The 25,432-nt window shown below is 62.5% G+C and carries 22 protein-coding genes; 15 read left to right on the forward strand and 7 right to left on the reverse strand.

The window, feature by feature from the left end; translation table 11 throughout:
• The first annotated feature begins 33 nt into the window (after positions 1-33).
• The 14 genes from LB571_RS13425 to LB571_RS13490 all read left to right on the forward strand — a co-directional run bounded on the left by LB571_RS13425 (position 34) and on the right by LB571_RS13490 (position 17,468).
• The gene (locus LB571_RS13425; protein ID WP_224595012.1) at positions 34-2,520 is read left to right on the forward strand and encodes a mechanosensitive ion channel family protein; all 2,487 of its coding nucleotides are present in this window, start codon (positions 34-36) and stop codon (positions 2,518-2,520) included.
• 214 nt (positions 2,521-2,734) lie between these two features.
• Positions 2,735-2,998: a hypothetical protein gene (locus tag LB571_RS13430; protein WP_015317401.1), complete on the forward strand. Its 264-nt coding sequence runs from the start codon at positions 2,735-2,737 to the stop codon at positions 2,996-2,998.
• 222 nt (positions 2,999-3,220) lie between these two features.
• Positions 3,221-4,654, forward strand: coding sequence for a UbiA family prenyltransferase (locus LB571_RS13435; protein WP_224595015.1), 1,434 nt, complete (start codon positions 3,221-3,223; stop codon positions 4,652-4,654).
• Positions 4,655-4,656: 2 nt separating this feature from the next.
• Complete coding sequence (locus LB571_RS13440) at positions 4,657-6,006, forward strand: FAD-dependent oxidoreductase (RefSeq protein ID WP_224595018.1); 1,350 nt, start codon at positions 4,657-4,659, stop codon at positions 6,004-6,006.
• A gap of 122 nt (positions 6,007-6,128) precedes the next feature.
• Positions 6,129-6,563, forward strand: coding sequence for an EamA family transporter (locus LB571_RS13445; protein WP_015317404.1), 435 nt, complete (start codon positions 6,129-6,131; stop codon positions 6,561-6,563).
• Positions 6,560-7,567, forward strand: coding sequence for an NAD-dependent epimerase/dehydratase family protein (locus LB571_RS13450; protein WP_224595021.1), 1,008 nt, complete (start codon positions 6,560-6,562; stop codon positions 7,565-7,567). Before LB571_RS13445 ends, LB571_RS13450 begins: the two co-directional genes overlap by 4 nt.
• Positions 7,568-7,627: 60 nt before the next feature.
• A complete protein-coding gene (locus LB571_RS13455) occupies positions 7,628-9,100 on the forward strand; it encodes an aspartate aminotransferase family protein (RefSeq protein ID WP_224595025.1) in 1,473 nt (490 codons plus the stop codon).
• Positions 9,101-9,122: 22 nt separating this feature from the next.
• Positions 9,123-10,355, forward strand: coding sequence for a hypothetical protein (locus tag LB571_RS13460; RefSeq protein ID WP_224595028.1), 1,233 nt, complete (start codon positions 9,123-9,125; stop codon positions 10,353-10,355).
• The gene (locus LB571_RS13465; RefSeq protein WP_224595030.1) at positions 10,352-11,110 is read left to right on the forward strand and encodes an FkbM family methyltransferase; all 759 of its coding nucleotides are present in this window, start codon (positions 10,352-10,354) and stop codon (positions 11,108-11,110) included. Before LB571_RS13460 ends, LB571_RS13465 begins: the two co-directional genes overlap by 4 nt.
• Positions 11,111-11,262: 152 nt before the next feature.
• The gene (locus LB571_RS13470) at positions 11,263-13,824 is read left to right on the forward strand and encodes an FAD-dependent oxidoreductase (RefSeq protein WP_224595032.1); all 2,562 of its coding nucleotides are present in this window, start codon (positions 11,263-11,265) and stop codon (positions 13,822-13,824) included.
• A 94-nt stretch (positions 13,825-13,918) separates the two neighbouring features.
• On the forward strand, positions 13,919-14,767 hold the full coding sequence (locus LB571_RS13475; RefSeq protein WP_140615911.1) for a DUF1194 domain-containing protein: 849 nt from the start codon (positions 13,919-13,921) through the stop codon (positions 14,765-14,767).
• A 114-nt stretch (positions 14,768-14,881) separates the two neighbouring features.
• Positions 14,882-15,832, forward strand: coding sequence for an ABC transporter substrate-binding protein (locus tag LB571_RS13480; RefSeq protein WP_015317411.1), 951 nt, complete (start codon positions 14,882-14,884; stop codon positions 15,830-15,832).
• 68 nt (positions 15,833-15,900) lie between these two features.
• Entirely contained in the window at positions 15,901-16,674 is a 774-nt protein-coding gene (locus LB571_RS13485) for an ABC transporter permease (protein WP_015317412.1), read from the forward strand.
• Positions 16,671-17,468: an ABC transporter ATP-binding protein gene (locus LB571_RS13490; protein ID WP_140615914.1), complete on the forward strand. Its 798-nt coding sequence runs from the start codon at positions 16,671-16,673 to the stop codon at positions 17,466-17,468. The genes LB571_RS13485 and LB571_RS13490 overlap by 4 nt, the downstream gene beginning before the upstream one ends.
• Positions 17,469-17,474: 6 nt before the next feature.
• On the opposite strand, the gene LB571_RS13495 is transcribed toward LB571_RS13490, so the two are convergent.
• The 3 genes from LB571_RS13495 to LB571_RS13500 form a co-directional block, all read right to left on the reverse strand.
• Positions 17,475-18,413 carry a GlxA family transcriptional regulator gene (locus LB571_RS13495; RefSeq protein ID WP_263485819.1) on the reverse strand — a complete coding sequence of 313 codons (939 nt, stop codon included), beginning with the start codon at positions 18,411-18,413 and terminating at the stop codon, positions 17,475-17,477.
• A 402-nt stretch (positions 18,414-18,815) separates the two neighbouring features.
• Entirely contained in the window at positions 18,816-18,950 is a 135-nt protein-coding gene (locus LB571_RS28785; RefSeq protein WP_013894968.1) for a hypothetical protein, read from the reverse strand.
• A 451-nt stretch (positions 18,951-19,401) separates the two neighbouring features.
• The gene (locus tag LB571_RS13500) at positions 19,402-19,587 is read right to left on the reverse strand and encodes a hypothetical protein (RefSeq protein ID WP_140723913.1); all 186 of its coding nucleotides are present in this window, start codon (positions 19,585-19,587) and stop codon (positions 19,402-19,404) included.
• A 219-nt stretch (positions 19,588-19,806) separates the two neighbouring features.
• Here LB571_RS13500 and LB571_RS13505 point away from each other — a divergent pair, with 219 nt between their 5' ends.
• Positions 19,807-20,706, forward strand: a complete 900-nt coding sequence (locus LB571_RS13505) for a LysR substrate-binding domain-containing protein (RefSeq protein ID WP_015317416.1) — start codon at positions 19,807-19,809, stop codon at positions 20,704-20,706.
• A gap of 21 nt (positions 20,707-20,727) precedes the next feature.
• Here the strand turns inward: LB571_RS13505 and LB571_RS13510 are convergent, their stop codons facing one another.
• The 4 genes from LB571_RS13510 to LB571_RS13525 form a co-directional block, all read right to left on the reverse strand.
• On the reverse strand, positions 20,728-21,738 hold the full coding sequence (locus LB571_RS13510; protein ID WP_224595211.1) for an alpha/beta hydrolase: 1,011 nt from the start codon (positions 21,736-21,738) through the stop codon (positions 20,728-20,730).
• Positions 21,739-21,967: 229 nt separating this feature from the next.
• Positions 21,968-22,153 (reverse strand): hypothetical protein, encoded by a 186-nt coding sequence (locus tag LB571_RS13515; protein WP_015317418.1) that lies wholly within the window; start codon positions 22,151-22,153, stop codon positions 21,968-21,970.
• A 177-nt stretch (positions 22,154-22,330) separates the two neighbouring features.
• Entirely contained in the window at positions 22,331-24,460 is a 2,130-nt protein-coding gene (locus LB571_RS13520) for an ASKHA domain-containing protein (RefSeq protein WP_140661049.1), read from the reverse strand.
• Positions 24,411-25,385 (reverse strand): methyltetrahydrofolate cobalamin methyltransferase, encoded by a 975-nt coding sequence (locus tag LB571_RS13525; protein WP_140723911.1) that lies wholly within the window; start codon positions 25,383-25,385, stop codon positions 24,411-24,413. Before LB571_RS13525 ends, LB571_RS13520 begins: the two co-directional genes overlap by 50 nt.
• Positions 25,386-25,432: the final 47 nt, after the last annotated feature.

The following is a 25,432-nucleotide window of genomic DNA, read 5'->3' on the forward strand; positions in this document are numbered from 1 at the left end:
ATGCCTTTGCCGCCCGCGAGTCGCCAATCCATCATGTTTTTTCGATTGCTTCGCCTCATCCTGGTCCTGGCGCTTGTCGTTTCGGCGCCGCTGTCGTTCGAGGCGGCGGCGCAAGGCGTTGGCCAGGCGCCCGCCGGACTGGTCGCCGATCAGCAAAAGATCATTCAAGGCCTGACGATCAAGACCGATAATTTCGAGAAGCAGATACAGCAGGATGGCGAGGACGACAGCAACCTTGTCGACATCCGCCTGCAACTCGAGGAATTGTCACGGCAATCGCTGACCAGCGCGCTGGCGTTCCGCACACGCCTGGGCGAAATCAACAGCAGGCTCGAACAGCTCGGGCCGCCACCCGCCGCCGGCCAACCGGCTGAGCCCGACATCGTCAGCGCCGAACGCGAGGGGCTGACGTCCGAAAAGGCCGAGATCAACGCGGTCATCGCGCAAGCTCAATCCTTGTCGATCCGCATCAGCGGGCTGATCGACAAGATCGGCAACATGCGCAGCGCGCTGTTCCGCAATCTTTTGACCAAGCGCTACGTGCTCTCGGACGCGCTGAGCCCGCAGGTGTTTTCCGACGCGCGCGACGAGTTCGGCAATTTCTACAAGGCGGTGTCGTCCTGGCTGAGCTTCGCCATCAAGTTCAAGTTCCAGGCTATCCTGGCCGCCACCTTCGTGGCGCTCGGCCTGGCGCTGGTGCTGCTGGTCGGCGGGAGGCGCCTGTTCGGGCGGGTGTTCGAGGCCGATCCGGCCAATGAGGACCCATCCTATCTCAGCCGCCTGTCCGTGGCCTTCTGGTCGACCTTGCTGCCGACGCTGGCTGTCGCCGCCTTTCTCGGCTCGACGATCTTCTTTTTCAATTATTACAACGTGCTGCGCGGCGATATTGGCCTCTTCCTCAATGCGTTGGCCACGGTCATCGGCGTGGTGTTCTGTGTCAATCGGCTGACCAACGCTGCACTCGAGCCGCGTTTGCCCAACTGGCGGCTCATCCCCGTCGAAACCGGGCCGGCGCGCTGGCTGGTCCGGCTGACCACCGCCATGGCCGTGGTCATCAGCTTCAACACCTTCCTGTCGGTCGTGAACGACAAGATGGGGTCGCCGCTGTCGCTGACCATCGCGCGCAGTTTCGTGGCCACCATCATCGTCGGCGTCATCCTGATCCTGATGGCGATGCTGAGGCCGTTCAGGGCGCGTGACGGAAGCTGGCGCCCGTGGCCGGCCTGGCTGCGCTACACCTCGCTCGGGCTGGGGCTTTTCACCATCATCGCGGCGCTGCTCGGGTATATCGGCCTTGCCCTGTTCGTCTCGCTGCAAGTCGTGGTCACCGGCACCGCGCTGATAACGGCCTATATCGGCTTCCTGTCGGCGCAGGCGATCGGCGAGGAGGGCGCTTTCGCCAACACCTCGGTCGGGCGTTGGCTGTCGGCCAATTCCAGCTATGAAGATACCGCACTCGACCAGCTCGGTCTTGTCGTCAGCATCGCCATCAACGTGATGATCGTGCTGGTGTTTCTGCCGTTGATCCTTTTGATGTGGGGCTTCCAGCCCGGCGATATCGAGGCGTGGGCGTACAAGCTCGCAACCGGAATCAATATCGGTTCGGTGACCATTTCGGTCACTGGCATCCTGTCGGGCATCGTCGTCTTCGTCATCGGCTATTTCCTGACGCGCTGGTTCCAGGGCTGGCTCGACGGCTCGGTCATGGCGCGCGGCAAGGTCGACACCGGAGTGCGCAACTCGATCCGGCTGGCGGTCGGCTATGCCGGCGTTGCGCTCGCCGCGCTGGTCGGCATCTCTGCGGCCGGCATCGATCTTTCCAGCCTGGCGCTGGTCGCCGGTGCTCTTTCCCTCGGTATCGGCTTTGGCCTGCAGAATGTGGTGTCGAATTTCGTCTCCGGCCTGATCCTTCTGGCCGAACGGCCGTTCAAGGTCGGCGACTGGATCGTGGCCGGCGAGATCAGCGGCACGGTCAAGAAGATCAGCGTGCGTGCCACGGAGATCGAGACTTTCCAGCGGCAGTCGGTGATCCTGCCCAATTCGAACCTGATCAACAACGCCGTCGGCAACTGGACGCACCGCAACAAGCTCGGCCGCATCGACATCAAGGTGGGCGTCGCCTATGGCAGCGACGTCAAGCAGGTCCACGCGGTGCTGCTGGATATCGCGCGCAGCCATCCATTGGTGCTGAAGAACCCCGAGCCTTTCGTCTTGTTTTCCAATTTTGGACCCGCCGCGCTCGAATTCGAGATCCGCGTGTTCCTGGCCGATGTGATGAACGGCAACATCGTGCAGAACGACGTCCGCTTCACCGTGCTGGAAAGATTCGACGACCAGCACATCGAAATCCCGTCCACGCCGCGCGCGGTCGTCGAGGCCAAGAAGAACGTGGCATGGCCGACCGACGACGACAAGATCGAGGCCGATTTCGCCGAACGGGAAGAGGCCAAGGCGCAAGCCGAGGCCGAAGCGAAAAAGCTGCCGAAGCAGCGCAAGTCGAAGAAACCCGATCCGGACTAGGCTCTGGATCCTCCTGCCGGGCTGCCATTGCCGAGAGCACCGCATTGCCGCGCGGCCAGATTGACAGGGTGGGTATGTGCGAAAGCCAAAGCCAATTGCGGCATGAATGCGGCATTCAGTTGCGGTTCAGCTTCCATCTCATATAAGCTCCCATGCAAAGGCGAGAATGCCTTGTGGAAATGCAACAGAGGCGGTGGGAACACCGATATTGCAAATGTGGAAGTCTCTCGTCGCTGCCGTGGCCTTGCTCGCCGTGAGCGGCTCGGCCCATGCCGCCAGCGCGGTCAACAAGGACGCCGAGACGCGCACGCTGGTCGTGACCGAGGGCGGCAGCAAGACCGAGCTTGCGCTGGCTGGCGGTGAAACCGTCGAGTTCTGCCAGAGTGGCTGTTTTGTCACCTTGCCCAATGGCGACCTTGAAGCCCTGACCGGTTCGGAAACCGTCGAGATTTCTGGCGGCGTCGCCCGCATCAAGTAATCTCGGTGGCACGTTTGGAAAGGCCGGGCGTTGCTCGGCCTTTTATTGTTTCCGGTAGCTGTTGTTTAACAATGACGATGGAAATACCGCGGCGGCAGCCCTTTGCAACCGTACGTTTTAATGTTCGCTAGACGATCCCCGCTATACCAGCATCAAGACGCCGAAATACGGCGCTCAACGGGTTCCGGTTTCCGGATCAGACGCTGGCAGGGCAGGACGGGCATGGACGCGCGGTCGGACAGGAACGCAATACCGCTTGCGGTCGATCTCGACGGCACGCTGATCGCGACGGACCTTTTGTGGGAAGGATTGTTCATCCTCCTCAAGAAGAACCCGCTCTATTTCTTCCTGGTGCCTTTCTGGGCGGCCGGCGGACCGGCGCGGCTGAAGCAGGCGATCGCCCAACGCATCGACATCGACCCCGCCACGCTGCCCTATCGGGCGCCCCTGCTCGACCGGCTCCGCACCGAGCACGCCGAAGGCCGCAAACTCGTGCTGGCCACCGGCACGCCGCGCAAGTTCGCCGACGCCATTGCTGTCCATCTCGGCATTTTCGACCGGGTACTGGCCACCGAGGGTCTCGACAATCTCACTTCGGGAAAGAAGCGAGCCTCGCTCCTTGCGGCCTATGGCGATGCCGGTTTCGACTATGCCGGCAACAGCCGCCACGACCTCCAGGTCTTCGACGCGGCACGCAGCGCGATCGTGGTGGCGCCGGACCGTCATGCCGCGCGCTGGCAGGCGGCGCATGGCGCCGAAACGATGCCGGCGCCCAAGCCGACGTTGCGGACCATCGTCAAGATGCTGCGCGTCCACCAGTGGCTGAAGAATTCGCTGATCGCCGTGCCGATGATGCTGTCGCACGAATATTTCAATTCCAACATGATCTGGGAATGCCTGCTGGCGTTCATCTCGTTCAGCGCGGTGGCGTCGGCGATCTACATCCTCAATGACTTCTTCGACCTTGCGCTCGATCGCAAGCATCTGACCAAGCGCAACAGGCCGTTCGCCAGCGGTGCGCTGTCTATTCCGTTCGGCCTTGGCGCAATCGCGGTGCTGCTGGCGATCGGCGTCGGCACCGGGCTGTTCCTGTCGCCTGAATTCCTGGCTGTGCTCGGCGGCTACATGGTCGTTACCACGGCCTATTCGCTGTCGTTCAAGCGCATGCTTCTGGTCGACGTGCTGACGCTTGCCGGCCTCTACACCATTCGTGTGCTGGCCGGCGCGGCCGCCACGGGCGTCGACGTCTCGTTCTGGCTGCTCGCCTTCTCGATCTTCTTCTTCCTGTCGCTGGCACTGGTGAAGCGCTTTGTCGAATTGCGCACCACGGCCATTCCGCCCGGCGAACGCATTGCCGGCCGCGGCTATCGCACCGAAGACCAGGAGATTGTCGCCCAGGCCGGCATGGCTTCGGCGTTCTCCTCGGCGCTGGTGCTGGCGCTCTACATGGACAGCGTCGCGGTGCGCGAACTCTATCCGCATCCCTGGCTGATCTGGCCGCTGGCGCCGATCGTGCTTTATCTCACCATGCGTGTCTGGATCCTGGCGCGCCGCGACGAAATGCACGACGACCCGGTCGTCTTCATCATTCGCGACTGGCGCAGCCAGATCGTGGTGGCGATCGGCGCGGTGCTGCTGGTCATCGGAGGCTGGTAGGCATGGCGGAACGCTTCCAGAGCTTTGGCCTTGCCACGCCGCCAGCGGCAAGGGCGATCCACGCCGATGACGCCATTGCGCTGCTGAAGGGCGGCCAGGCCAGGCAAGCGTCGCTGCTTGCCTATGGCAACGGCCGATCCTACGGCGATTCCTGCCAGAACCAGCTCGGCACCGTCATCGACATGCGGCCCCTGAACCGCATTCGCGGCTTCAACGCCGAGAGCGGTCTGCTCGAAGCGGATGCCGGGGTGCTGCTCGCGGATGTCATTGCACATGCCGCGCCTCATGGCTTCTTCCCGGCGGTGGTGCCCGGCACACAATTCGTCACGCTCGGCGGCGCCATTGCCAACGATGTCCATGGCAAGAACCATCACCGGCGCGGTACGTTCGGTTGCCATGTGGAAAGTTTCACGCTCCTTCGGTCGGATGGACACAGCTATCGCTGCTCTGCGACCGACAATCCGCGCCTGTTTCGGGCGACCATCGGTGGCATGGGGCTCACCGGCCTGATCCTGTCGGCTTCGATCCGGCTGATGCGGATTCCGTCGCTCGATATCGTGGAAGAGACGACGCGGTTTCGCGACGTCCGCGAATATTTCGACCTTGCCGAAGCGGCGGACCAGGCCAATGAATATGCCGTCGCCTGGATCGACCAGCTCGCCGGTGGCCGCAACAGCGGACGGGGGCTGCTGTTTACCGGCAACCACGCCGAGCACGGTTCGCACGCGGCCGCGCCTGCGAGCGCGAAATTCTCCGTTCCGCTCCAGCCGCCTTTCAACGTGCTCAGCCGGCCGTTCCTGACCGCTTTCAACGCCGCCTACAGGTGGAAAAAGGGGCAGGCCAAGGCGCCGCGCAAGGTCGAATACCAGGGCTTCTTCTTCCCGCTCGACGGTGTGCGCGACTGGAACAGGCTCTATGGACCGAAGGGGCTGTTCCAGCATCAGAGCGTGGTCCCGGAAGAGGCCGCGCGCACAATCGTGCCGGCACTGCTCACGGCGGCCAGGCAGGCAGGGCAGGGGTCGTTCCTCACCGTCTTGAAGCGCTTCGGTTCGATCCGCTCGCCGGCGCTGCTGTCGTTCCCTCGTACGGGTTACACGCTGACGCTGGACTTCCCCAACAGGGGAGCGGCGACGCTTGCCCTGCTCGGCGAACTCGACCGCATGACGATCGCGGCCGGGGGGGCGGTCAATCCTTACAAGGATGCGCGCATGAGTGCGGCAACCTTCGTCGCTTCGTTTCCGGAGTGGCCGAGGCTGGAGGCGCTGCGCGATCCCGCCTTCATGTCCGACTTCTGGGCGCGCACGGCCGGGATTGTCGACCCGCGGCGGCGCGATGCAGAGGCAGCCGAATAGGTAAACTTTGAATGAATCGTGGTTTACGAACGTTTAACATCCAGATTTACCCAAAAATGTCTTGTGGGTTCACGAAATCTTTCAGATTTGTATTACCTAATATCACAGGGTTGCGGGGCTACATGAAATATATCGTCTTCATCTTGTTTACGGTCATGACAAATGCTGCTGCGCAGCTGATGCTTAAGCAAGGCATGATGTCGCTCGGACCGATTTCATTCGAGGGCACCAATCCGCTGATCAAGCTGTTGCAGATCGTCTTCAGCCCCTGGGTCTTCCTTGGCCTGTGCACCTTCGTCATTTCGATGGCCTCGCACCTTTACGTGCTTTCCAAGGTCGAGCTTTCCTTCGCCTATCCGTTTCTGAGCCTGGCTTATGTCGCGGTCGCGATCTTCGCCTATTTCGTCTTCCGAGAAGACCTGAATGGCTGGCGCATCGCCGGCATTGCCTGCATCTGCGTCGGTACGGTGCTGATCGCGCAAAGTGGGCGAGGGCATGAAGACCAGAGCGCTTCCATCACGCCCGACAAGATACAAGCAAACGAGATCGTTCGATGAGACATGTGATTTTCGGGGGTGACGGCTTTGTTGGCCGTCACCTGGCGCCGAAGCTTGTGGCCGACGGTGAAGAGGTTGTCGTCGCCGACATCGTCAGGAGCGACCTTGCGCATTACCGCACCGTCCGCTTCATCAAGTGCGACGTCACCGACCAAGGCTCGGTTGCCGCGGTCGGGCTGAAGGCCGACGACATGGTCTACAATTTGTCGGCCAAGATGCTGTCACCGATCCAGGTGCGGGCGAAGCGGCACGACTTCTTCTTTCCGGTCAATTTCCACGGCACCGAGCACATCCTGCAGGCCATGGACAAGGCTGGTGTCCGCAGGCTCGTCCACTATACGACCGACATGATCTATGGTCACACCGTCACCCAGCCGATGACCGAGGAGCACCCGGTCGCGCCGCTCGGCGAATATGGCTGGTCGAAGCAGAAGACCGAGGAACTGGCCGGCGAATGGCGCAAGCGCGGCATGTCGATTTCGCTGTTTCGCCCGCGCCTGATCATCGGCCCCGGTCGGCTCGGCATCCTCGAAAAGCTGTTCAAGCTGATCGACTGGAACTTTCCCGTGCCGATGATCGGGTCGGGCCGCAACCCTTATCAGTTCATCTCGGTGTTCGACTGCGCGGAGGCGGCGCGCGCCGCGTGGAAGGCCGGTGTGCCCAACGAGGCCTATAATCTCGGGTCGCTCAATCCGCCGCCGGTGAAGAAATTGCTTGGCGACCTGATCCGGCATGCCGGCTCGAAGTCGATCCTGCTGCCTACCCCGGGCTGGGCGGTCAAGCGGACGCTCGACCTGCTCGACCTCTTCAACATGCCGATCATGGATCCGGAGCAATATCTGATCGCCGACGAGGACTGTGTGCTCGACGTGTCCAAGGCCGAGCGGCAGCTCGGCTGGGTGCCGCAATACCGCGACGAGGACATGCTGATCGCCGCCTACAGCGAATACCGCGCCAAGAAGGCCGGGCCCGCCGTCGCCACCAAACATGTCCCCGCCGAATAGGGGCGCGCCGAACAGTTTATTGCGCTCGACGCCAGCCGCGGGCGCGAACAGGAGATTGAAATGACCGTCATGGCCAAGCCGGAACAGACGAATACGCGCACCCTGGTCAGCGCGCCGACACTGTCGCCCGCCACCACCGCCAAGCCCGACCTGATCAGCGTCGAGCAGGCCAAGGCGATGGATGTCGCGGGGATGACCGACCTGTTCAAGGCGCATCTCAACCCCGGCCAGCTGCATTTCATGAAGCTGCTCGGCTTCCACAAGATCAAGATCGAACGTGCAGAGGGCATGTTCTACATCGACCAGAACGGCCGCAAGATCCTCGATTTCTTCGGCGGCTTCGGGTCGCTGGCCTTTGGCCACAATCATCCGCGCATTCTGGAAGTGCGCAAGAAATTCCAGGAGGAGAAGCGGCAGGAAATCGCCATCGCCTTCATGTCGCAATATGCCGCCGCGTTGGCGCACAACATCGCCAAATGTTCGCCTGGCGATCTCGACATGGTGTTTTTGGGCTCGTCCGGCTCGGAAGCGATGGAAGCGGCGGTGAAGCTTGCCGAGCGTGCCGCCGGCCCGAAGCGGCCGAAAATAGTCTATGCCGAGAATTCATTCCACGGCAAGACCAAGGGTGTGCTGGGCATCACCGACGGCCAGCTCTACCGCGCCGACTTCAGGCTGGCCGACAATACCGTCCGCATTCCCTTTGCCGATATCGAGGCCGTCGAGCGCCTGTTCCGCTCCGATCCGGAGATCGGCGTCATCGTGCTGGAAACCATCCAGGGCGGCGGTGGCATCATCCAGGCGCCGACTGAATACTGGCAGAAGCTGCGGGCGCTGTGCGACCAGTATGGCGTGCTGTGGGTCGCCGACGAGGTGCAGTGCGGCTATGGCCGCTCGGGCCGCTTCTATGCCTTCGAGCATCATGGCGTCGTGCCCGATGTGACGGCACTGGCCAAATCGCTGGGTGCCGGCAAGGCCGCTGTCGGCGCGATGATTGCGCGCCGCGAAATCTACATGAAGGCCTACGGCACGCCGAAGACGGCGATGATCCATGCAATGGCCACTTTCGGCGGCATGGGCGAGGCGTGTGCCACGGCGATCGAGGGCATCAACGTGCTTTACGACGAGGGGCTGATCGACAACGCCGCCGTCACCGGCGAGTACCTGCTGCAGCGGCTGCAGGCACTCAGGGAAAAATACCCGAAGATCATCAAGGACGTGCGCGGCAAGGGTTTTATGGTCGGGCTGGAGTTTCACGACTTCTCGCAGACCTTGCCGATGGTGCTGCGCCCTATCGTCAGCGTGCTCGACGACAAGCTGAAGGGTTCGCTGTCCGGTTTCGTCGGCGCGCTGCTGCTGCGCGACTACGACGTGCTCGTCGCCTTCACCGAATACAACCGCAACGTCATCCGGCTCGAGCCGCCGCTGATCTGCCAGCGCGAGCATGTCGACCTCTTCGTCGATGCCTTCGACAGTCTCTTATCGCGCGGCATCGTGGCGATCGTGAAGGATTTCGTCAAAAGCCAAGTCCGTTGAAACGAACGTTCGCCGAGAAGACATGCTGACCAAGTCGCCCGCTCCGCAAAGTCCACTCGACCGGCTCGCCGAGGCCGGTCTGGCGTGGGGCGAGGGGACCTATGCGCGGCTGGCGGCTCCGATCGGTGCGGCTGCCTTCGCCCTCTATATGCTTTTGACGGCGTTCACGGCCTGGGTGATGCCCGACGCCAACTGGGACATGCTGCCCTATCTCGCCATGTCGGAGGAGAGCACCTACCCCGATGCGCAGGCACTGCATGACTATGCCTACAGCACCGTCAAATCGAGTGTCTCGGCGGCCGACTACAAGGCGCTGACCGACGATGGCGGTGGCTTCCGCAGCCACATGACGCAGAACGCCGCCGACTTCCATTCGTTGCTCGGCATGTACCGGATCAAGTTCCTCTATGCCGAAATCCTGTCGACGCTGAGTTCCGTCATGTCGCCGGTCGAGGCGATGCGGCTGGTGCAGGTGTTTTCGGTCCTGCTGTTCGGCGCGATCACGCTGCTCTGGCTGCGCGGGGAAAAGGCACTGGCGTTGGCACCGGTGGTCGGCGCGGTGCTGATCATGGCCGATTTCGGCGACGCCGCGCGCGCTTCGACACCGGACCTGCTTACCTCGGCGCTGTTGCTAGGCGGTCTCTTCGCTTATGTCCGAGGCCGCGAGGTGGCGACGGCGATCCTGCTCTTCCTCGCCTTCATGGTGCGGCCGGACAACATAGTTTTCCTTGCCGTTTTCGCAGTGCTGCTGGTCCTGTTCCGGCAGAAGGCCTGGGGCGTGCTGGTCGGCTTTGCCGCTTCGCTCGCCGCGTATTTCGCCATTTCGCACTGGGCCCATCATCCCGGCTGGTGGCCGCATCTGTGGTTTTCCAGCATCGGGCAGCACTACAATATGGACCGGTTCGAGCCGGCTTTTTCCGTCATCGCCTATCTCCGGGCGTTTGCCGCCTCGCTGCTGCGCGCCATCAACCTGAACAGCTGGGTCGGGGTCTCGGTTCTGGCGCTGGCCGGGTGGTTTGCGGCCGACCGCGCCGGCTTCAGGCTCGGCCGCCGCGCGGGCATTCTGTTTGCTGCGCTGGTGCTCGGTGCGCTCGCCAAATTCAGCGTCTTCCCGATCCACGACACGCGCATTTATTTCCCGCATCTGATCCCGCCATTCCTGCTGCTGGCACCCCCCTTCATGGCGTTGTGGGCGGCGGTCACCGGCGGCCAGCACCGCGCCGCCCTGCACGTCATACCAGGAGACAAATCATGAGTTCAGTTTCCAACCTGGCGCGCATTGCCCTGTCGCTCGGCCTTCCCGCCGGCCTGCTCGATCGCGGGCCGTCGCTGCGCGGCACCAAGTTCCTCGCCAAGGCGGCGCTGAAGGCACGCTTCGGTGATAGCGGCCGGCCATTCCAGATGGTCAATGTCGGCGCCTGCGATGGCGCGCTGTTCGATGACGTGACGCCTTGGCTGCACCGCATTCCAAAGGCCCGCGCCATGCTGGTCGAGCCGATCCCGTACAACCAGAAACGGCTGCGCGCCAATTACCCTGACACGGACCGCTTCGTCATCGAACCCGTCGCGGTGACGAGAACTAAAGGCACGATCACGGTCCACACCTTTGACGCTGCCGCACTCGAAGCCGGCACCCTGCCGATCGAGTTCATCGGCTGCTCGTCGGTGACCGACACCAACCTGATGTCGGGCAAGAATGCCTGGGGCGAGGCCGACGCCAATTTCAACAAGTTCGCGCCGCATCTGAAAGACATCGAGGTGCCGTCGGAGACCTTGCAGACATTGCTCGACCGCAACGGCATCACCCATATCGACGCCTTCCTCGTCGATTGTGAAGGCGCCGACTGGATGGTGTTCGAGCAGCTCGACCTCAAGCGCTATCGTCCCGGCATGATCAAGGTCGAGGTTGGTGCGCTGCCCGCGCCGGAGATCGGACAGGTCGTGGTCAAGCTGAAGACGGCGGGCTATCAGGTCGGCTTCCAGGCCGAGGACGTCTGGGCTTTCGCCTGACGGGTAGATGTTTTTCCTGATTTGGGGAGGGGTCGCGAGGCATCTGTGGCGTGTCGCAAACAGGCGGTAGCGCCGTCCCCGTCGCCTGCATATTGTGCGACGATCAGACGGGCGCCGATGCCGCCCGCAACAGCATTCTGGAGTCGCGGGCAATGGCAGAGTTTCCGAAAAAGGCGAAGGTCGTCATCATTGGCCTCGGCGGCATTGTCGGCGCATCGATCGCCCATCATCTGATCGAGCGCGGCTGGGACGACATTGTCGGCATCGACAAGTCGGGCATCCCGACCGATATCGGCTCGACCGCGCACGCTTCCGACTTTTGCTACACCACCAGCCACGATTTCCTGTCGTGCTGGACGACGCTCTATTCCATCGATTTCTACGAGAAGATGGGCCATTACGCGCGCGTCGGCGGCCTCGAAGTCGCCCGTGTCGGCGACGACGGCCGCATGGACGAGATCAAACGCAAGATCGCCTCGGCCAAGGCGTTCGGCACACGCGCCCGTTTGATCGATCCCGCTGAGATCAAGGAAAAATTCCCGCTCATCGAACAGGATCTGGTGCAGGGCGGCCTATGGGATCCGGATGCCGGCCTCGTTATTCCGCGCTCGCAGACCGTTGCCGGCAAGCTGGTCGACCAGGCGGAAGCGTCAGGCAAGCTCAAATCCTTCGCCAACACGCCGGCGAAGTCGCTCGTCGTCAAGGACGGCCGCATCAGTGCCGTGGTGACCGACCGCGGCACGATCGAGGCCGACTATGTCATCGTCTGCGCCGGCATCTGGGGCCGGCTGATCGCCGAGATGGTCGGCGAGGACCTGCCGGTCATGCCGATCGACCATCCGCTGACCTTCTTCGGCCCGTATACCGAGTTTGCCGGCACCGGCAAGGAGATCGGTTGGCCACTGCTGCGCGACCAGGGCAACTCGGCCTATATGCGCGACACCGGCGACCCCAAGACCGCCGAAGGCGGGCAGATCGAATGGGGTTACTACGAAGAGACCAATCCGCGCCTCTGCCATCCGCGCGACCTGCTGGAGAAGGACCAGGCACGACTGTCGCCGTCGCAGCGCGATCTCGACATGGAGCAGATCCTGGCGCCGCTCGAGCGCGCCATGGAACTGACGCCGATCCTGGGCGAACTCGGCTATAACGAGAGCCATTCCTTCAACGGGCTGCTGCAGGTGACGGCCGATGGCGGCCCGTCCATGGGCGAGAGCCAGAAGGTGAGGGGCCTGTGGTACGCCGTCGCCATCTGGGTCAAGGACGGCCCTGGCATGGGCAAGCTGATCGCCGACTGGATGACGGATGGCCGCACCGCGATCGACCACCACGCCATCGACTATGCGCGCTTCTATCCGCACCAGACCAAGGAACAATTCATCTGGGATCGCTGCACCGAGACGGCGATGAAGGTCTACAATCCGGCGGTGCATCCGCGCGAACCCTTCTCCAAGGCCCGCAACATCAGGCGCTCGCCGTTCTGGGAGCGTGAAAAGGAACTCGGCGGTTATTTCATGGAGCTGGGCGGCTGGGAGCGTGCGCATGGCTATGCCGCCAACGAGCATCTGCTTGAGAAGTATGGAAACCGCGTGCCGGTGCGCGAGAACGAATGGGACAACCGCCATTTCTGGCGCGTCTCCAACGCCGAGCATCTGGCGATGAGCGAGGATTGCGGCATCGTCAACCTCTCGCATTTCTCGATGTATGACATCGAAGGGCCCGACCATGTCGCGCTGCTGGAATGGCTGTGCGCGGCCAAGATCGGCGGCGACAACAACATCGGCAAGGGCATCTACACCCACTTCCTCGATGAGCAAGGCATGGTGCGCGCCGACTTCACGGTGATCCGCATGGCCGACCGATGCCGGCTGATCGACGGCGCCGACGCTGGGCCGCGCGACTACCAGTACATGCGCCGCACGGCCCAGGACAAAGGGTTCGACGTCACCATCACCGACGTGACCGAGAAGTATGTCACCATCGGCATCTGGGGGCCGAATGCCCGCACGACGTTGCAAAAGGTGGTCGAGAACCCGGATGGGCTTTCGCCGGAGAATTTTCCGTTCGCGGCGATCAAGCCGGTCCGGATCGGCGGCAAGGACGTTACGGCGTTCCGTATTTCCTATGTCGGCGAGCAGGGCTGGGAACTGCATATGCGCTACGAGGATGGTCTCGCCGTCTGGGACGCGCTGCGCTCGACCGGTGTCATGCCATTCGGCGTCGAGACCTACGCCAATACGCGCCGCATGGAGAAGAGCCTGCGGCTGCAGAACGCCGACCTCTTGACCGAGTACAATCTGCTGGAAGCCGATCTCGCCCGCCCGAAGGTCAAGGAGAACGATTTCTGCGGCAAGGCCAAGCACTTGGAGTATCGTGAGCGCGCGCACCAGCCGGCGATGCTATGCACGCTGGTGATGACCGAGAACAAGGATTCCAGAGGTGTCGCCCGTTATCCGGTCGGCACCATGCCGGTCATGGACCCGGCAACCGGCGAGACGCTGGTCGACGAACTCGGCCGCCGGTCGTTCACCACCTCGGTGGCCTATGGTCCGACCATCGGCAAGAACATCGCGCTCGCCTATCTGCCCTGGGCCTATGCCCAGGAGGGTCGCAGGCTCAAGGTCGAGTATTTCGGCGAGACCTATCCGGTCGAGGTCGCCAGCGTCGGCTACAAGCCGCTTTACGACGCGGAGAATCTCAAGCCGCGGAGCTGAGCCTTCGCCAAGAATTTCGCGCGTGTTCGGATGAGCCCGGCCCAGGTCGGGCTTTTCTCTTTTTCAGCTGTCGATTCTGGCTTACCCTCGCGGCATGTCTGGTTTTGGCACTGCAAGACATCTGCTTTCGAGCGTCGTCGCGCTGGCGCTGACGCTCTGGCCGACGACAATGTCTCGCGCAGACGAGCCGGTGGATGTCGAACTGGTGCTGGCGGTGGACGTGTCGCTGTCGATGTCGGCCGACGAGCTCGAGATCCAGCGTCATGGCTACGGGGCGGCGCTGACGCACGACAATGTGCTGCAGGCGATTACCGATGGCGCCTATGGCAAGATCGCCGTCACCTATGTCGAATGGGCCGGCACCAACTGGCAACGCGTCATCGTGCCGTGGACAGCGATCGCGACCCGGGCCGATGCGGAGCGGGTGGTGGCGCAATTGTCGGCTCAGCCGCCCAACAGCGCGCGGCGCACCTCGATCTCCGGCGCGCTGGAGTTCGGCAGCGACCTTTTCGCCGAAAGCGGCTACCAGGGAACCAAGCGCGTCATCGACATTTCGGGCGACGGGCCAAACAACCAGGGCGCGCCGGTCAATCTCGCCCGCGACGGGGTGGTCAGGCAAGGCATAGTCATCAACGGCCTGCCGCTGATGACCCGAGGCGGCTTTTCCGGCGTCTATGACGTCAACGATCTCGATCGCTACTACAGCGACTGCGTCATCGGCGGTCCCGGCGCCTTCATGATCCCGGTCAACGACTGGACGCAATTTCCCGAAGCCATCCGCCGCAAGCTGGTGCTGGAGCTCGCCGGCCCGGCGTCACGGCAATGGGCGGCGGAGGAGGCGGATCACCCGCCAGTGGTGCTGGCCCAGGACAAACCCGCCGCCGACTGCCAGGTCGGCGAGAAAATGTGGCGCAACCGCAACTGGATGCCCGACGCCAGATAGCGCTATCCCAAACCGGATTGCCGGCTGCTTTGCGCGCAAACACGGTCCTGTTGATTGACAAGCCCATCGGCCTCTGTGAACAATTTCCCGCAGAAAAACAAAAGGGGAACCGAAATGAACAGAATAACCGTCCTTGCCGCGACATTGACACTTGCCACAGGCTTGTCCGCGCCGGCGATGGCCGCCACATCGCTCACCATCGGCATCAGCGGATGGACCGGATTCGCGCCGCTGACACTCGCCAAGCAGGCAGGGCTGTTCGAGAAGCATGGGCTCGATGTGACCTTGAAGAAGGTGCCGCAGGCCAGCCGTCCGCTCGCCATCGCCAGCGGCGACCTGCAATGCGCCGCCACCACGGTCGAGACGTGGCTGGTCTGGAACGCCAGCGGGGTGACCACCAAGCAGATTTTCCAGCTCGACAAATCCTATGGCGCCGACGGCATTGTGGTGCGCAACGACATCAAGACGGTCGCCGATCTCAAGGGCAAGACCGTCGCTTCCTCGGCGCCTGGAACGTCGCCCTACTTCCTGCTGGCCTGGGTGCTGAACAAGAACGGCATGTCGACCAAGGATGTCACGGTCGTCAATCTCGAACCCGACGCGGCGGCGCAAGCCTTCCTCGCCGGCCAGAACGATGCGGCCGTCACCTACGAGCCCTTCATCTCGGCCGTGCGCGACAAGGCCGACCAGGGGCATATCCTGGCGACCACGCTCGACTATCCGATGGTTCTCGACACGGTCGGCTGCACGCCCGAATTCCTCAAGGCCAATCCCGACGCCGCCAAGGCGCTTGCCGACAGCTATTTCGACGCCCTCGACATGATCAAGAAGGAGCCGCAGAAATCCTATGAGATCATGGGCGCTGACGTGAAACAGTCGGCCAATGAATTCGAGGATTCGGCAAAGTACCTGAAATGGGCCGACAAGGCCGAGAACAAGCAGTTCTTCACCAAGGAATTCCAGGACTTTTCCAAGACCGCCGGCGATCTGCTGCTGCAGATGGGGCTGATCAAGGAGGCACCCGACGTCGCCACTCTGGCCGACACCAGCGCCGTGGCGAATTGACGGTTCAACCCTTGGGCACCGTGCGGTGGCGCAGAGCGCCGCCGCCTTGCCGCTGACAAAGGACGAAGATGCGCCCCTTGCATCCTGTCTCTCCGAGCCTGCGAACAGTGCTCGGTATCTCCTTCTTCGTGCTGTTCGTGGCCTTCTGGGCCTGGATCACGCTTGGCGGTCACGTCAACCGCATCTTCCTCGCCGATCCGCTGTCGATGCTGCGGGATGGCTGGCGGCTGCTGGTCGAGGATCGTTTCTGGCTCGACATACTGATCACCATCTGGCGGGTCTTCGGCGGCTTTGTACTGGCCTCGGTCGTCGCGGTGCCGCTCGGCATCGCCATGGGCGCCTGGAAGCCGGTGGAAGCGTTTCTGGAGCCCTTCGTCTCCTTCGCCCGCTACCTGCCGGCGTCGGCCTTCATTCCGCTGCTCATCCTTTGGGCCGGCATTGGCGAGCTGGAAAAACTGCTCGTCATCTTCGTCGGCTCGGTGTTCCAGATCATCCTGATCATTGCCGTCAAGGTTGGGGCCACGCGGCGCGATCTGGTCGAGGCCGCTTATACGCTGGGCTCGACCAACAATGGCATCGTCAGGCGGGTCATCATGCCGGCCAATGCGCCCGAGATCGCCGAGACGCTACGGCTGGTGCTCGGCTGGGCATGGACCTATGTCATCGTGGCCGAATTGATCGGCTCATCGTCGGGCATCGGTTACATGATCATCAACAGCCAGTCGCGGCTGGCGACCGGGCAGATCATCTTCGGCATCATCGTCATCGGCCTGATCGGGCTGTTGTCCGATTTTGCGTTCAAGGCGTTCAACCGCTGGCTCTTTCCATGGAGCCTGGCGTGAGCAAGCTTCTTATCGAGGGTGTCTCGCGAACCTTTGCCGGCGTGCGGGGTGGAGAACCCGTCAAGGCGCTGATGCCAATCGACCTGGCGGTGGCGGCCAACGACTTCATCACCGTTTTGGGACCGTCAGGTTGCGGAAAGTCGACACTGTTGAGGATCGTCGCCGGCTTGGAGGCGCCAAGCGAAGGCCGAGTTCTGCTGGACGGCAAGACGGTGACGCGGCCCGGGCCGGACCGCGGCATGGTCTTCCAGTCCTACACGCTGTTTCCATGGCTGACGGTCGCCGAAAACATCGGCTTCGGCCTGCGCGAACGGGGGATGGCCGAAAAGGAGCGGGACGACATTGTCGCTTCCTATGTCGATCTCGTCGGGCTGAAGGGGTTCGAGAACCATTGGCCGAAACAGCTTTCAGGGGGCATGCAGCAGCGCACGGCGATTGCCCGGGCGCTAGCCAACGATCCCGAAATCCTGTTGCTGGACGAGCCGTTCGGGGCGCTGGACAACCAGACACGCGGGCTGATGCAGGAATTGCTGCTCGGCATATGGGAACGGCGCAAGAAAACGGTGCTGTTCGTCACCCACGACATTGAGGAGGCGATCTTCATGGCCTCGCGCGTGATCGTGATGACGGCGCGGCCCGGCCGCATCAAGTCGGATGTCTCCATCGACCTGCCGCATCCCAGGCACTATACGCTGAAGACCAGTGCCGAATTCTCGGCGTTGAAGGCGCGGCTGACCGAGGACATCCGCGTCGAGGCGATGCGGACGGCGCAAGTGCGGTCGGCCGAGACCTGATCGGGATCAGGCCGCCAGCAATTGCTTGCGGTCGACGCGTTCCTGCTGCGGCGAGCGGGCGTAGAGCTCGCGGTAACATTTCGAGAAATGCGAGGCCGAGACGAAGCCGCAGGCGACCGCCACCTCGACCACCGGCAGCGACGATTGGATCAAGAGATGCCGGGCGCGGTCGAGGCGGATTTCGAGGTAGTAACGGGCAGGCGACCGTCCCATCTCGGTGCGGAACAGGCGCTCGATCTGGCGACGCGACAGGTCGACATGGTCGGCGATCTCGATCAGCGACAGCGGCTCGGACAGATTGGCCTCCATCAGCTCGATGATGGTCAGCACTTTCGAGTTCTGCACGCCGAGGCGGGCGCGCAGCGGCAGGCGCTGGCGGTCGGTCGGACTGCGCACACGATCGGTCAGCACCTGCTCGCACACGCGGTTGACGAGGTTCTCGTCGAAATCGTCGCCGATCAGCTTCAGCATCATGTCAAGCGCGGCGGTGCCGCCGGCGCAGGTGTAGATGTTCTGGTCGATCTCGAACAGGTCGGCAAAGACATTGGCCTTCGGGAACGCTTCGGAAAAACCGGGCAGGTTTTCCCAATGGATGGCACAGCGCTTGTTGGACAGGAGCCCGGCGGCGGCGAGGATATGCGCACCGGTGCACAGGCCGCCGACGGCAACGCCGCGATTGTATTCCTCGCGCAACCAGGCAAAGGCCGACTTGTTCTGGTAGCGCTCGACATTGGTGCCACTGCAGACGATGGCCATGTTGGGGCGATCCGGCCCCGCCATCTTCTTGCGTTCCTCCTCCAGCGAGGTGTTGACCGCACACTCGACGCCGTTCGAGGCGCGCACCGGCTTGCCGTCGATGCTGGCGAGGCGCCAGCGATAGGCCTCGTAGCCGAGCATCCGATTGGCCGAGCGCAGCGGGTCAAGCGCTGTCGCAAAAGCGATCATGGTGAAATCGGGGATAAGGAAGAACACAAACGATCGCTTGATCGGATGCTTGACGGCGTTCACGGGGAACCTCATCTGCCATGACGCGAACAGGATGTCGCGAATAGCATAGCGTCATCAGGAAAAACCATTCCTGTCAATCGTCTAGACGGCTTTGGGAAGATTAAATTTGCGACATGGGTCGCAAATGGGCAATCGCCGCGCGGTGCTGCTCGAACCAGGCCACCGTCAGGTTGTGAAAGGCGATGGAAGCGCAACAAAATAAACGCCGCCTCGGCGGACCGAGGCGGCGGCAGTCAACCCTGAAGCCGCGGCAGGGGCGCGGCTCTGGAGGTGTCTTGTATTTTCGATTTCTACGCAGTTCCGGCCGGGAAAATACGGTTTTCCTGGAACCGCGCTCGTTCAGGCGACGAAGCCGAGACGTGCCGCGGCCATGGCGCCGGTCTGGCCGGGCATGGTGTTGGCAAGACGCTGACGCTCGAGAGCGGTGGTCAGGTTCATTTCGCGGCGGGCGAAGAGGCGGGCAAAAAGCTTCATGATCATCTCCAATCGGTTGCTCGCGCATTGGCCCGAAAATCGAATTGATTTTCGGAAAGCACGATGCGCAGACTCAAAGTGTTAGAGCGTACTTTGTGCGTCCAATAGGACGCACGTCGCTCTAAACGGGTCGCCTTCGCTTGATGGAGTGGGGCAGCTCGTTTGCTGACGGTGATATAGGCTTGTGTGAGCAGGAACTAAATCGCAAAAGCGAAGCGCTTGATATGAAAAGCGACACCGGATGCGACATATTTTGGCAAGCTACGAGCAATATGCCTAGGATTTATGAATATTTACAGGAAGTTAATCAAAAAATCGAGCTGCTATGCGGCTTGCTCATATGCGCCATGCAGCGGCGGCATGGCTCATGAATTCGTTTGAATACAAATAAAATAGAGAAGGCCTGCCGGGCGGGCTGCGCGGCAGGCCTTCAGCACGGGGTACACACGATTTACTTTGCTCCAGCCCAGGATCCGACGCCGCTGCGAATGCCGGTCTTGGCGTCGGAAGCTTCCGGCCAGCCGATATCCTTCTGCAGCTCGATCGGCAGTGAACGGATGGCGCGTTCGGTCTGGTAGCGGGCGCGGGCCGCGTTGAATTCGGTCGCGATGCGGCCGAGGGACGATAGGATAAACATTTCGATCTCCTTTGCTACGGCACGGCAGGCGCCGGCAATGCGTTACGTCAGGTCTGTTTCAGCTTCATTTCACGTCGAATGCAGGTCTGCGCCGTGGTCGTTTCGTGGCCGCTTTTGGCAGCATGCTGCTTCGATGGAGTTGACTATGCTCCCGGTCTGATGTTCAATCAAACGAAATGGAATGATGTTTTGTATCAGAAAAATTGAAGGTCGATCGTCATGAACGCCCCACTCAATCACCCGCTGCCGCTGCTCGACCTCGACGTTTTGCGCACCTTCGTGGCGATTGCCGAGACCGGCAGCTTCACCACCGCGGCCAATGCGGTGTTTCGGACGCCGTCGGCCGTCTCCATGCAGATCAAGAAGCTGGAGGATATTCTCGGCCGCTCGGTGTTCGCGCGCGACGCGCGTTCGGTGACGCTGACCACGGACGGCGAAATGCTGCTCGGCTATGCCCGGCGGCTTTTGTCGATCAACCGCGAGGTGGTGTCGAAGTTCATCATCCCCGATATTGTCGGGGTGGTGCGGCTCGGCTCACCTGACGACTATGGCGAGCGCGTGCTGCCGCATGTGTTGAAGCGTTTCGCGCAGTCGCATCCCTCGATCGCCGTCGACGTCACCATCGACCAGAGCAGCAATCTGCGCCGGCGCATGGATGACCGGGCGCTCGACATCACGCTGTTGACCAATTCGTACAAGACCAGCGCGCTCGGCGCCGAGGTGCTGTTGACCGAGCCGATCGTGTGGGCCGGCGCCAAGGGCGGCTGCGCGCATCTGCGGGAACCGCTGCCGGTTTCGCTTTGGGAAGAGGGCTGTGCCTGGCGGGCCGGCGCGCTCGAGGCATTGGGCCGCGAGGGCCGCAACTATCGCGTCGCTTATATGAGTGCCCATACCGCAGGCCAGCGCGCCGCGATCATGGCCGACCTCGCGGTCGCGCCGCTGCCGAGATCGTTCCTGGGCAACGACATGGTCGAACTCTGCCCTAAGGACGGAATGCCCGATATCGGCACTTACAATCTTGCCATGGTGGTGGCGCCGGACGCCAGCGCGCCGGTCAAGGCCGTCGCCGACCACATCCGCGCGACCTTCGAAGTGTTCAGGGAAACCGGCAAGTTCTGATCGATGTCGTGAGGCCGAGTTTCAGTGCTCGGCGATCTCGTCACGTTCGCCGAGCCGATTGATCGTCTGGCCGAAATGGTTGGTGTGCTGGGATGAAGCTTTGGTCGACGACTTGACCGTTTCCCTTTCAGCCCGAGTGTAGGCGTCGTCCGTGAGAAACGCGACGATGTGCTGACGCGCGCGCCGCGCTTCTGGCATGTCAATCAGCGGCCAGACGTGGAACATGCCTTCCTCGTAGATCAGATCCACCTCGACACCGGCGGCGCTGGCTTTTTGTGCAAAGATGAGATTGTCGGGCGTGAGAAGATCGCGGGAGCCCGTCAGGAGCAGTGTCTTCGGCAATACCGACAGATCGCCATAGACCGGGCTGATACGCCAGTCTGTCGGATCCAACCCGGCACTATAGAGCCGGATTGCCTCACGCCCGCCGGCGATGCCCAACCATGGATCATTCCGCTCCGCCTCAAACACTTCGGGGTTCGCGAGCGAGACGTCGAGGCCGGGTGAAATCAGCACATGGCGCGACGGCACCGGCAAACCCTCGTCCGCCGCCATCATGGTCAGCACCACGGCCATGTTGCCGCCGGCGGAATCGCCCATGAAGACGATATCTTCCGCCTCTGTCTCATCGAGCATCTGGCGGTAGACAGCGCCGACCATGCCGAACATGGCGTGGAAATCGTGTTCCGGGGCGATAGGGTAGATCGGCACGGTGATGCCGTAGCCCAGCCGGTCGGCCATGTCGGCGATCAGATACCAGTGATAGGGCGTGATCTCAAAGACATAAGCGCCGCCATGCAGGTAGAGTATCCGCTTGTGCTCTCCGGCCTTGGGGGCGATTTCGTAGACCGGAAAACCGTCCACGCTGCGCGTCTGGATTTCGAAACGCTGATGCAGCGCGGCCGGCGGATGGTGATCCTCTGTCTTGCGCGCGGCGGCGATCCAGCGCTGCAGGTTTTCCGGGCTGGAAAAGGCTTGCTTGCGGCTGTGCCTGAGCACGAAGGACACAACGTGGCTTTTCAAACTTGGCATGCGAATACACGAACTTGGGCTGCAGCCGACTAAGAGAACTCCCCCTTGTAACGAAGATCGTGCCTTGGCCGAGAATGTCAAGATTTACGGCGTGCCCACACGCTGGTGTGATCCGCGCGTCGTCGGCGCCGCGGCAAAAGTGCCGTGCGCAATCGGTTGCTGGTGGCCATCGGGGATGTGTGGGATCCCCGGTGGACGCCGAGCAATTTGTATTTGTCGGCGAACGTCGTCACCGCGTGGAGCCTAGCAGCAGCGAGGCGAGTGTGGCCTGCGGATCGTTCGGCGGCGATGCCGGCCAGCCGATGTCCTTCTGGACATGCGCCGGCAAGCTGTTCAGCGCGCGGATCGATTTGTTCCTGGCGTGGGCTTGCCTGATGGCCACACCCAAGCGGCCGAAATTTTCGAACATCGTCATTGTCATCTCCCTTGAAGAACGGCGATGGCCAAGGACTGTCCTCAGCCGCCGTTCGATGTGCGGGTAAATGCGCTGTGCATGTATCTGCTGGATTTCGCGAAAACAGTGTTTCGGTTTCCGGATCGGACGATCCGGAAACGTTTGCATACAAATAAATCGAGGGAGTGGCCGGCGCGTCTATTCGCGGCTGCGCCGAGCAGCATGGCCTTCGCGGGAGCGCCGGCGCGGTGCTGCATCTCCGGCGATGCCATCCTCGCTCACCGTCTTGCGCGGCGGCAGCTTCACCGCCGCCGCCAGTTTTGGGAATGGGTCGACCTTGTTGGGCAGCGCCATGGCGTAGACGAAGTGCTCCTGGAATTTCGGCTCGAGCGCCGTCTCGATCTTTTCGATCTGGCTCACCGTCTCCTCGATCTCGCGGCGATAGCCGCGATTGAGCAGCGCCATGCGAGCACCCGCGCCGGCGGCGTTGCCCACGGCCGAGACCTTGTCGAGGTCGCAATCGGGGATGAGACCTAGCACCATGGCGTATTTCGGATCGATGAAGGAGCCGAAGGCACCGGCGAAGTGGATGCGGTCGACATGCTCGGTGTTCTGTTTTTCCATCAACAGCTTGGTGCCGGCATAGAGCGCCGCCTTGGCCAACTGAATGGCACGCACGTCTGTCTGGGTGATGGTGATCTTGGGTTCGCCTTCCTTCAGCACGTAGGAGAAGGTGCGGCCGTTGGCGACGACGCGCGGCGAGCGCGCGGCAAGCGATCCGTCGACGACACCATCCTCGGAGATGATGCCGGCGAGATACATTTCGGCGACGATCTCGATGATGCCGGAGCCGCAAATGCCGGTGACGCCGGTCGCCTGCACGCTGTCGAGGAAGCCGGGCTCGTCGGACCACAGTTCCGAGCCGATGACGCGGTATTTCGGCTCCAGCGTGTCTGGATCGATGCGCACGCGCTCGATGGCGCCGGGCGCGGCCCGCTGGCCACCGGAGATTTCGGCGCCTTCGAAGGCCGGACCGGTCGGCGAGGAGGCAGCGACGACCCGTGTGCGGTTTCCGAGTACGATCTCGGCATTGGTGCCGACGTCCACGATCAGCATCATTTCGTCCTGGCGGTGCGGACCTTCGGACAGGGTCACGGCCGCCGCGTCGGCGCCGACATGGCCGGCGATGCAAGGCAGCATGTAGAGCCGTGCGCCCTGGTTGAGCTTCAGCCCGATGTCGGAGGCCTTGATGCGAACGGCGCCCGACACGGCAAGCGCGAAGGGCGCGCCGCCGAGTTCGGTCGGATCGATGCCGAGGAACAGGTGATGCATGATCGGGTTGCCGACGAAGACGGAATCCAGGATGTCGTTGCGCTGGACATTGCCTTCCGCGCAAACCTTGTCGACGAGGCCGGAGATTGCCTCGCGGACAGCAACCGTCATGCCTTCGCGGCCATCCGGGTTCATCATCACATAAGAGACGCGGCTCATCAGATCCTCGCCGAAGCGGATCTGCGGGTTCGACGTTCCGGACGAGGCGGCGACCCGGCCCGACAGCAGCGACACCAGATGCATGGCGATGGTGGTCGAGCCGATGTCGCAGGCCAGGCCATAGGCCTCGTTCTTGAGGCCCGGCCACAGCGCGATGACGCGCGCAGTCTCGGTGTCCGTATCCTTGTAGATGGCGGCGGTCGCCGTCCAGTTGCCCTTGCGCAAAATACCTTGCACTTGCGGCAGCAGATAAAAATCGAAGTCCAGGCTTTTGAGGTTCCAGTCCTTCATCAGGGCGATCTTCAGGCGGTCGAGATCGCCAAGCGGCTTGTGCATGTCTGGTTCTTCGATCTCGACGTAGCACATGCGGATCGCGGAATCGCGGGCGATGACCCTGGTGTCGGCATCCTTGCGGATGGTCTGGGCGTTGATGACCGTGTCCTGCGGCACGTCGATGACGAGATCGCCGAGAATCTGGGCGGAGCAGGAGAGGCGGCGCCGTTCGGGCAGGCCGCGCACACGTTCATAGCGCTCTTCCTTGGGGCCTTTGGGCGATATGTGGTCGTTTGAGGAGGTGATCTTGTGCTTGGCGAAATTGCCTTCCTGCACCTCGATCTGGCAGCGCCCGCAAGTGGCGCGTCCGCCGCACACGCTCTCGACATAGACGCCGAGCTGGCGCGCGGCGTCGAGCACGGGCGTGCCGACAGGGAACCGCCCGCGCTTGCCTGACGGCATGAACAGCACGAGCGGATCGGTTATGTTTGCAGGCGAATTCACGATTGCGCGCTTATCCCCGGCCCATGCGGGCTTCACGGCCACCGCGTCGGCGGCCGCCATTGCCGCCGCCTTCGCCCGGCGCATTGACCGCTGTCGGCGCCGCCACCGCCTGGCCGCCTTCGGCCGGCTTGTAATCCTTGTAGGTCTTGATCCATTTGGTGCAGTTCTCGTCGGTGCCGTTCAGCACGTTGGCGCCGCGCACCGCTTCCATTTCCTGCGGGCGCACCGGGTTCATGATCGCCGAGGTCATGCCGGCGCCGATCACCATCGGGATGAAGGCGGCGTTGATGCCGTGGCGGTGCGGCAGGCCGAAGGAGATGTTGGACAGGCCGCAGGTGGTGTTGACCTTGAGCTCTTCGCGGAGCCGACGCAGCAGGGCGAACACCTGGCGGCCGGCATCGCCCAGCGCGCCGATCGGCATCACCAGCGGATCGACGACGACGTCATGCGCCGGGATGCCGAAATCGGCGCAGCGCTGCACGATCTTCTTGGCGACGGCAAAGCGCACATCCGGATCCATCGAAATGCCGGTCTCGTCGTTGGAGATGGCGACGACCGGCACATTGTATTTCTTGATCAGCGGCAGGATGGCCTCGAGCTTTTCCTCCTCGCCGGTGACGGAATTGACCAACGGGCGGCCCTTGGCGACTTTCAGCGCGGCTTCGATCGCGGCGGTGACGGAACTGTCGATCGACAGCGGCAGATCGACCAGGCCCTGGACGATCTCCAGCGTCTGCACCAGAAGGCCAGGTTCGGTTTCGTTCGGGTTGACCGAGGTGACGCCGGCATTGACGTCGAGCATGGTGGCGCCGCAGGCGGCCTGCTCCAGCGCGTCCTTGATGACGGTCTCGAAATTGCCAACCACCATTTCGGCGGCGAGCTTCTTGCGGCCGGTCGGGTTGATGCGTTCGCCAATCACGCAGAAAGGCTGGTCGAAGCCGATGATGATTTCTCGTGTCGCCGAGGCGACGATGGTCCGGGTCATGAAATCTCTCCGTCGTGATATAAAGAGTTCTTTATATCGTTATCTCT

This window comes from Mesorhizobium sp. BR1-1-4, assembly GCF_020165375.1.
In the GTDB taxonomy this organism is placed as follows: Bacteria; Pseudomonadota; Alphaproteobacteria; order Rhizobiales; family Rhizobiaceae; genus Mesorhizobium; species Mesorhizobium australicum.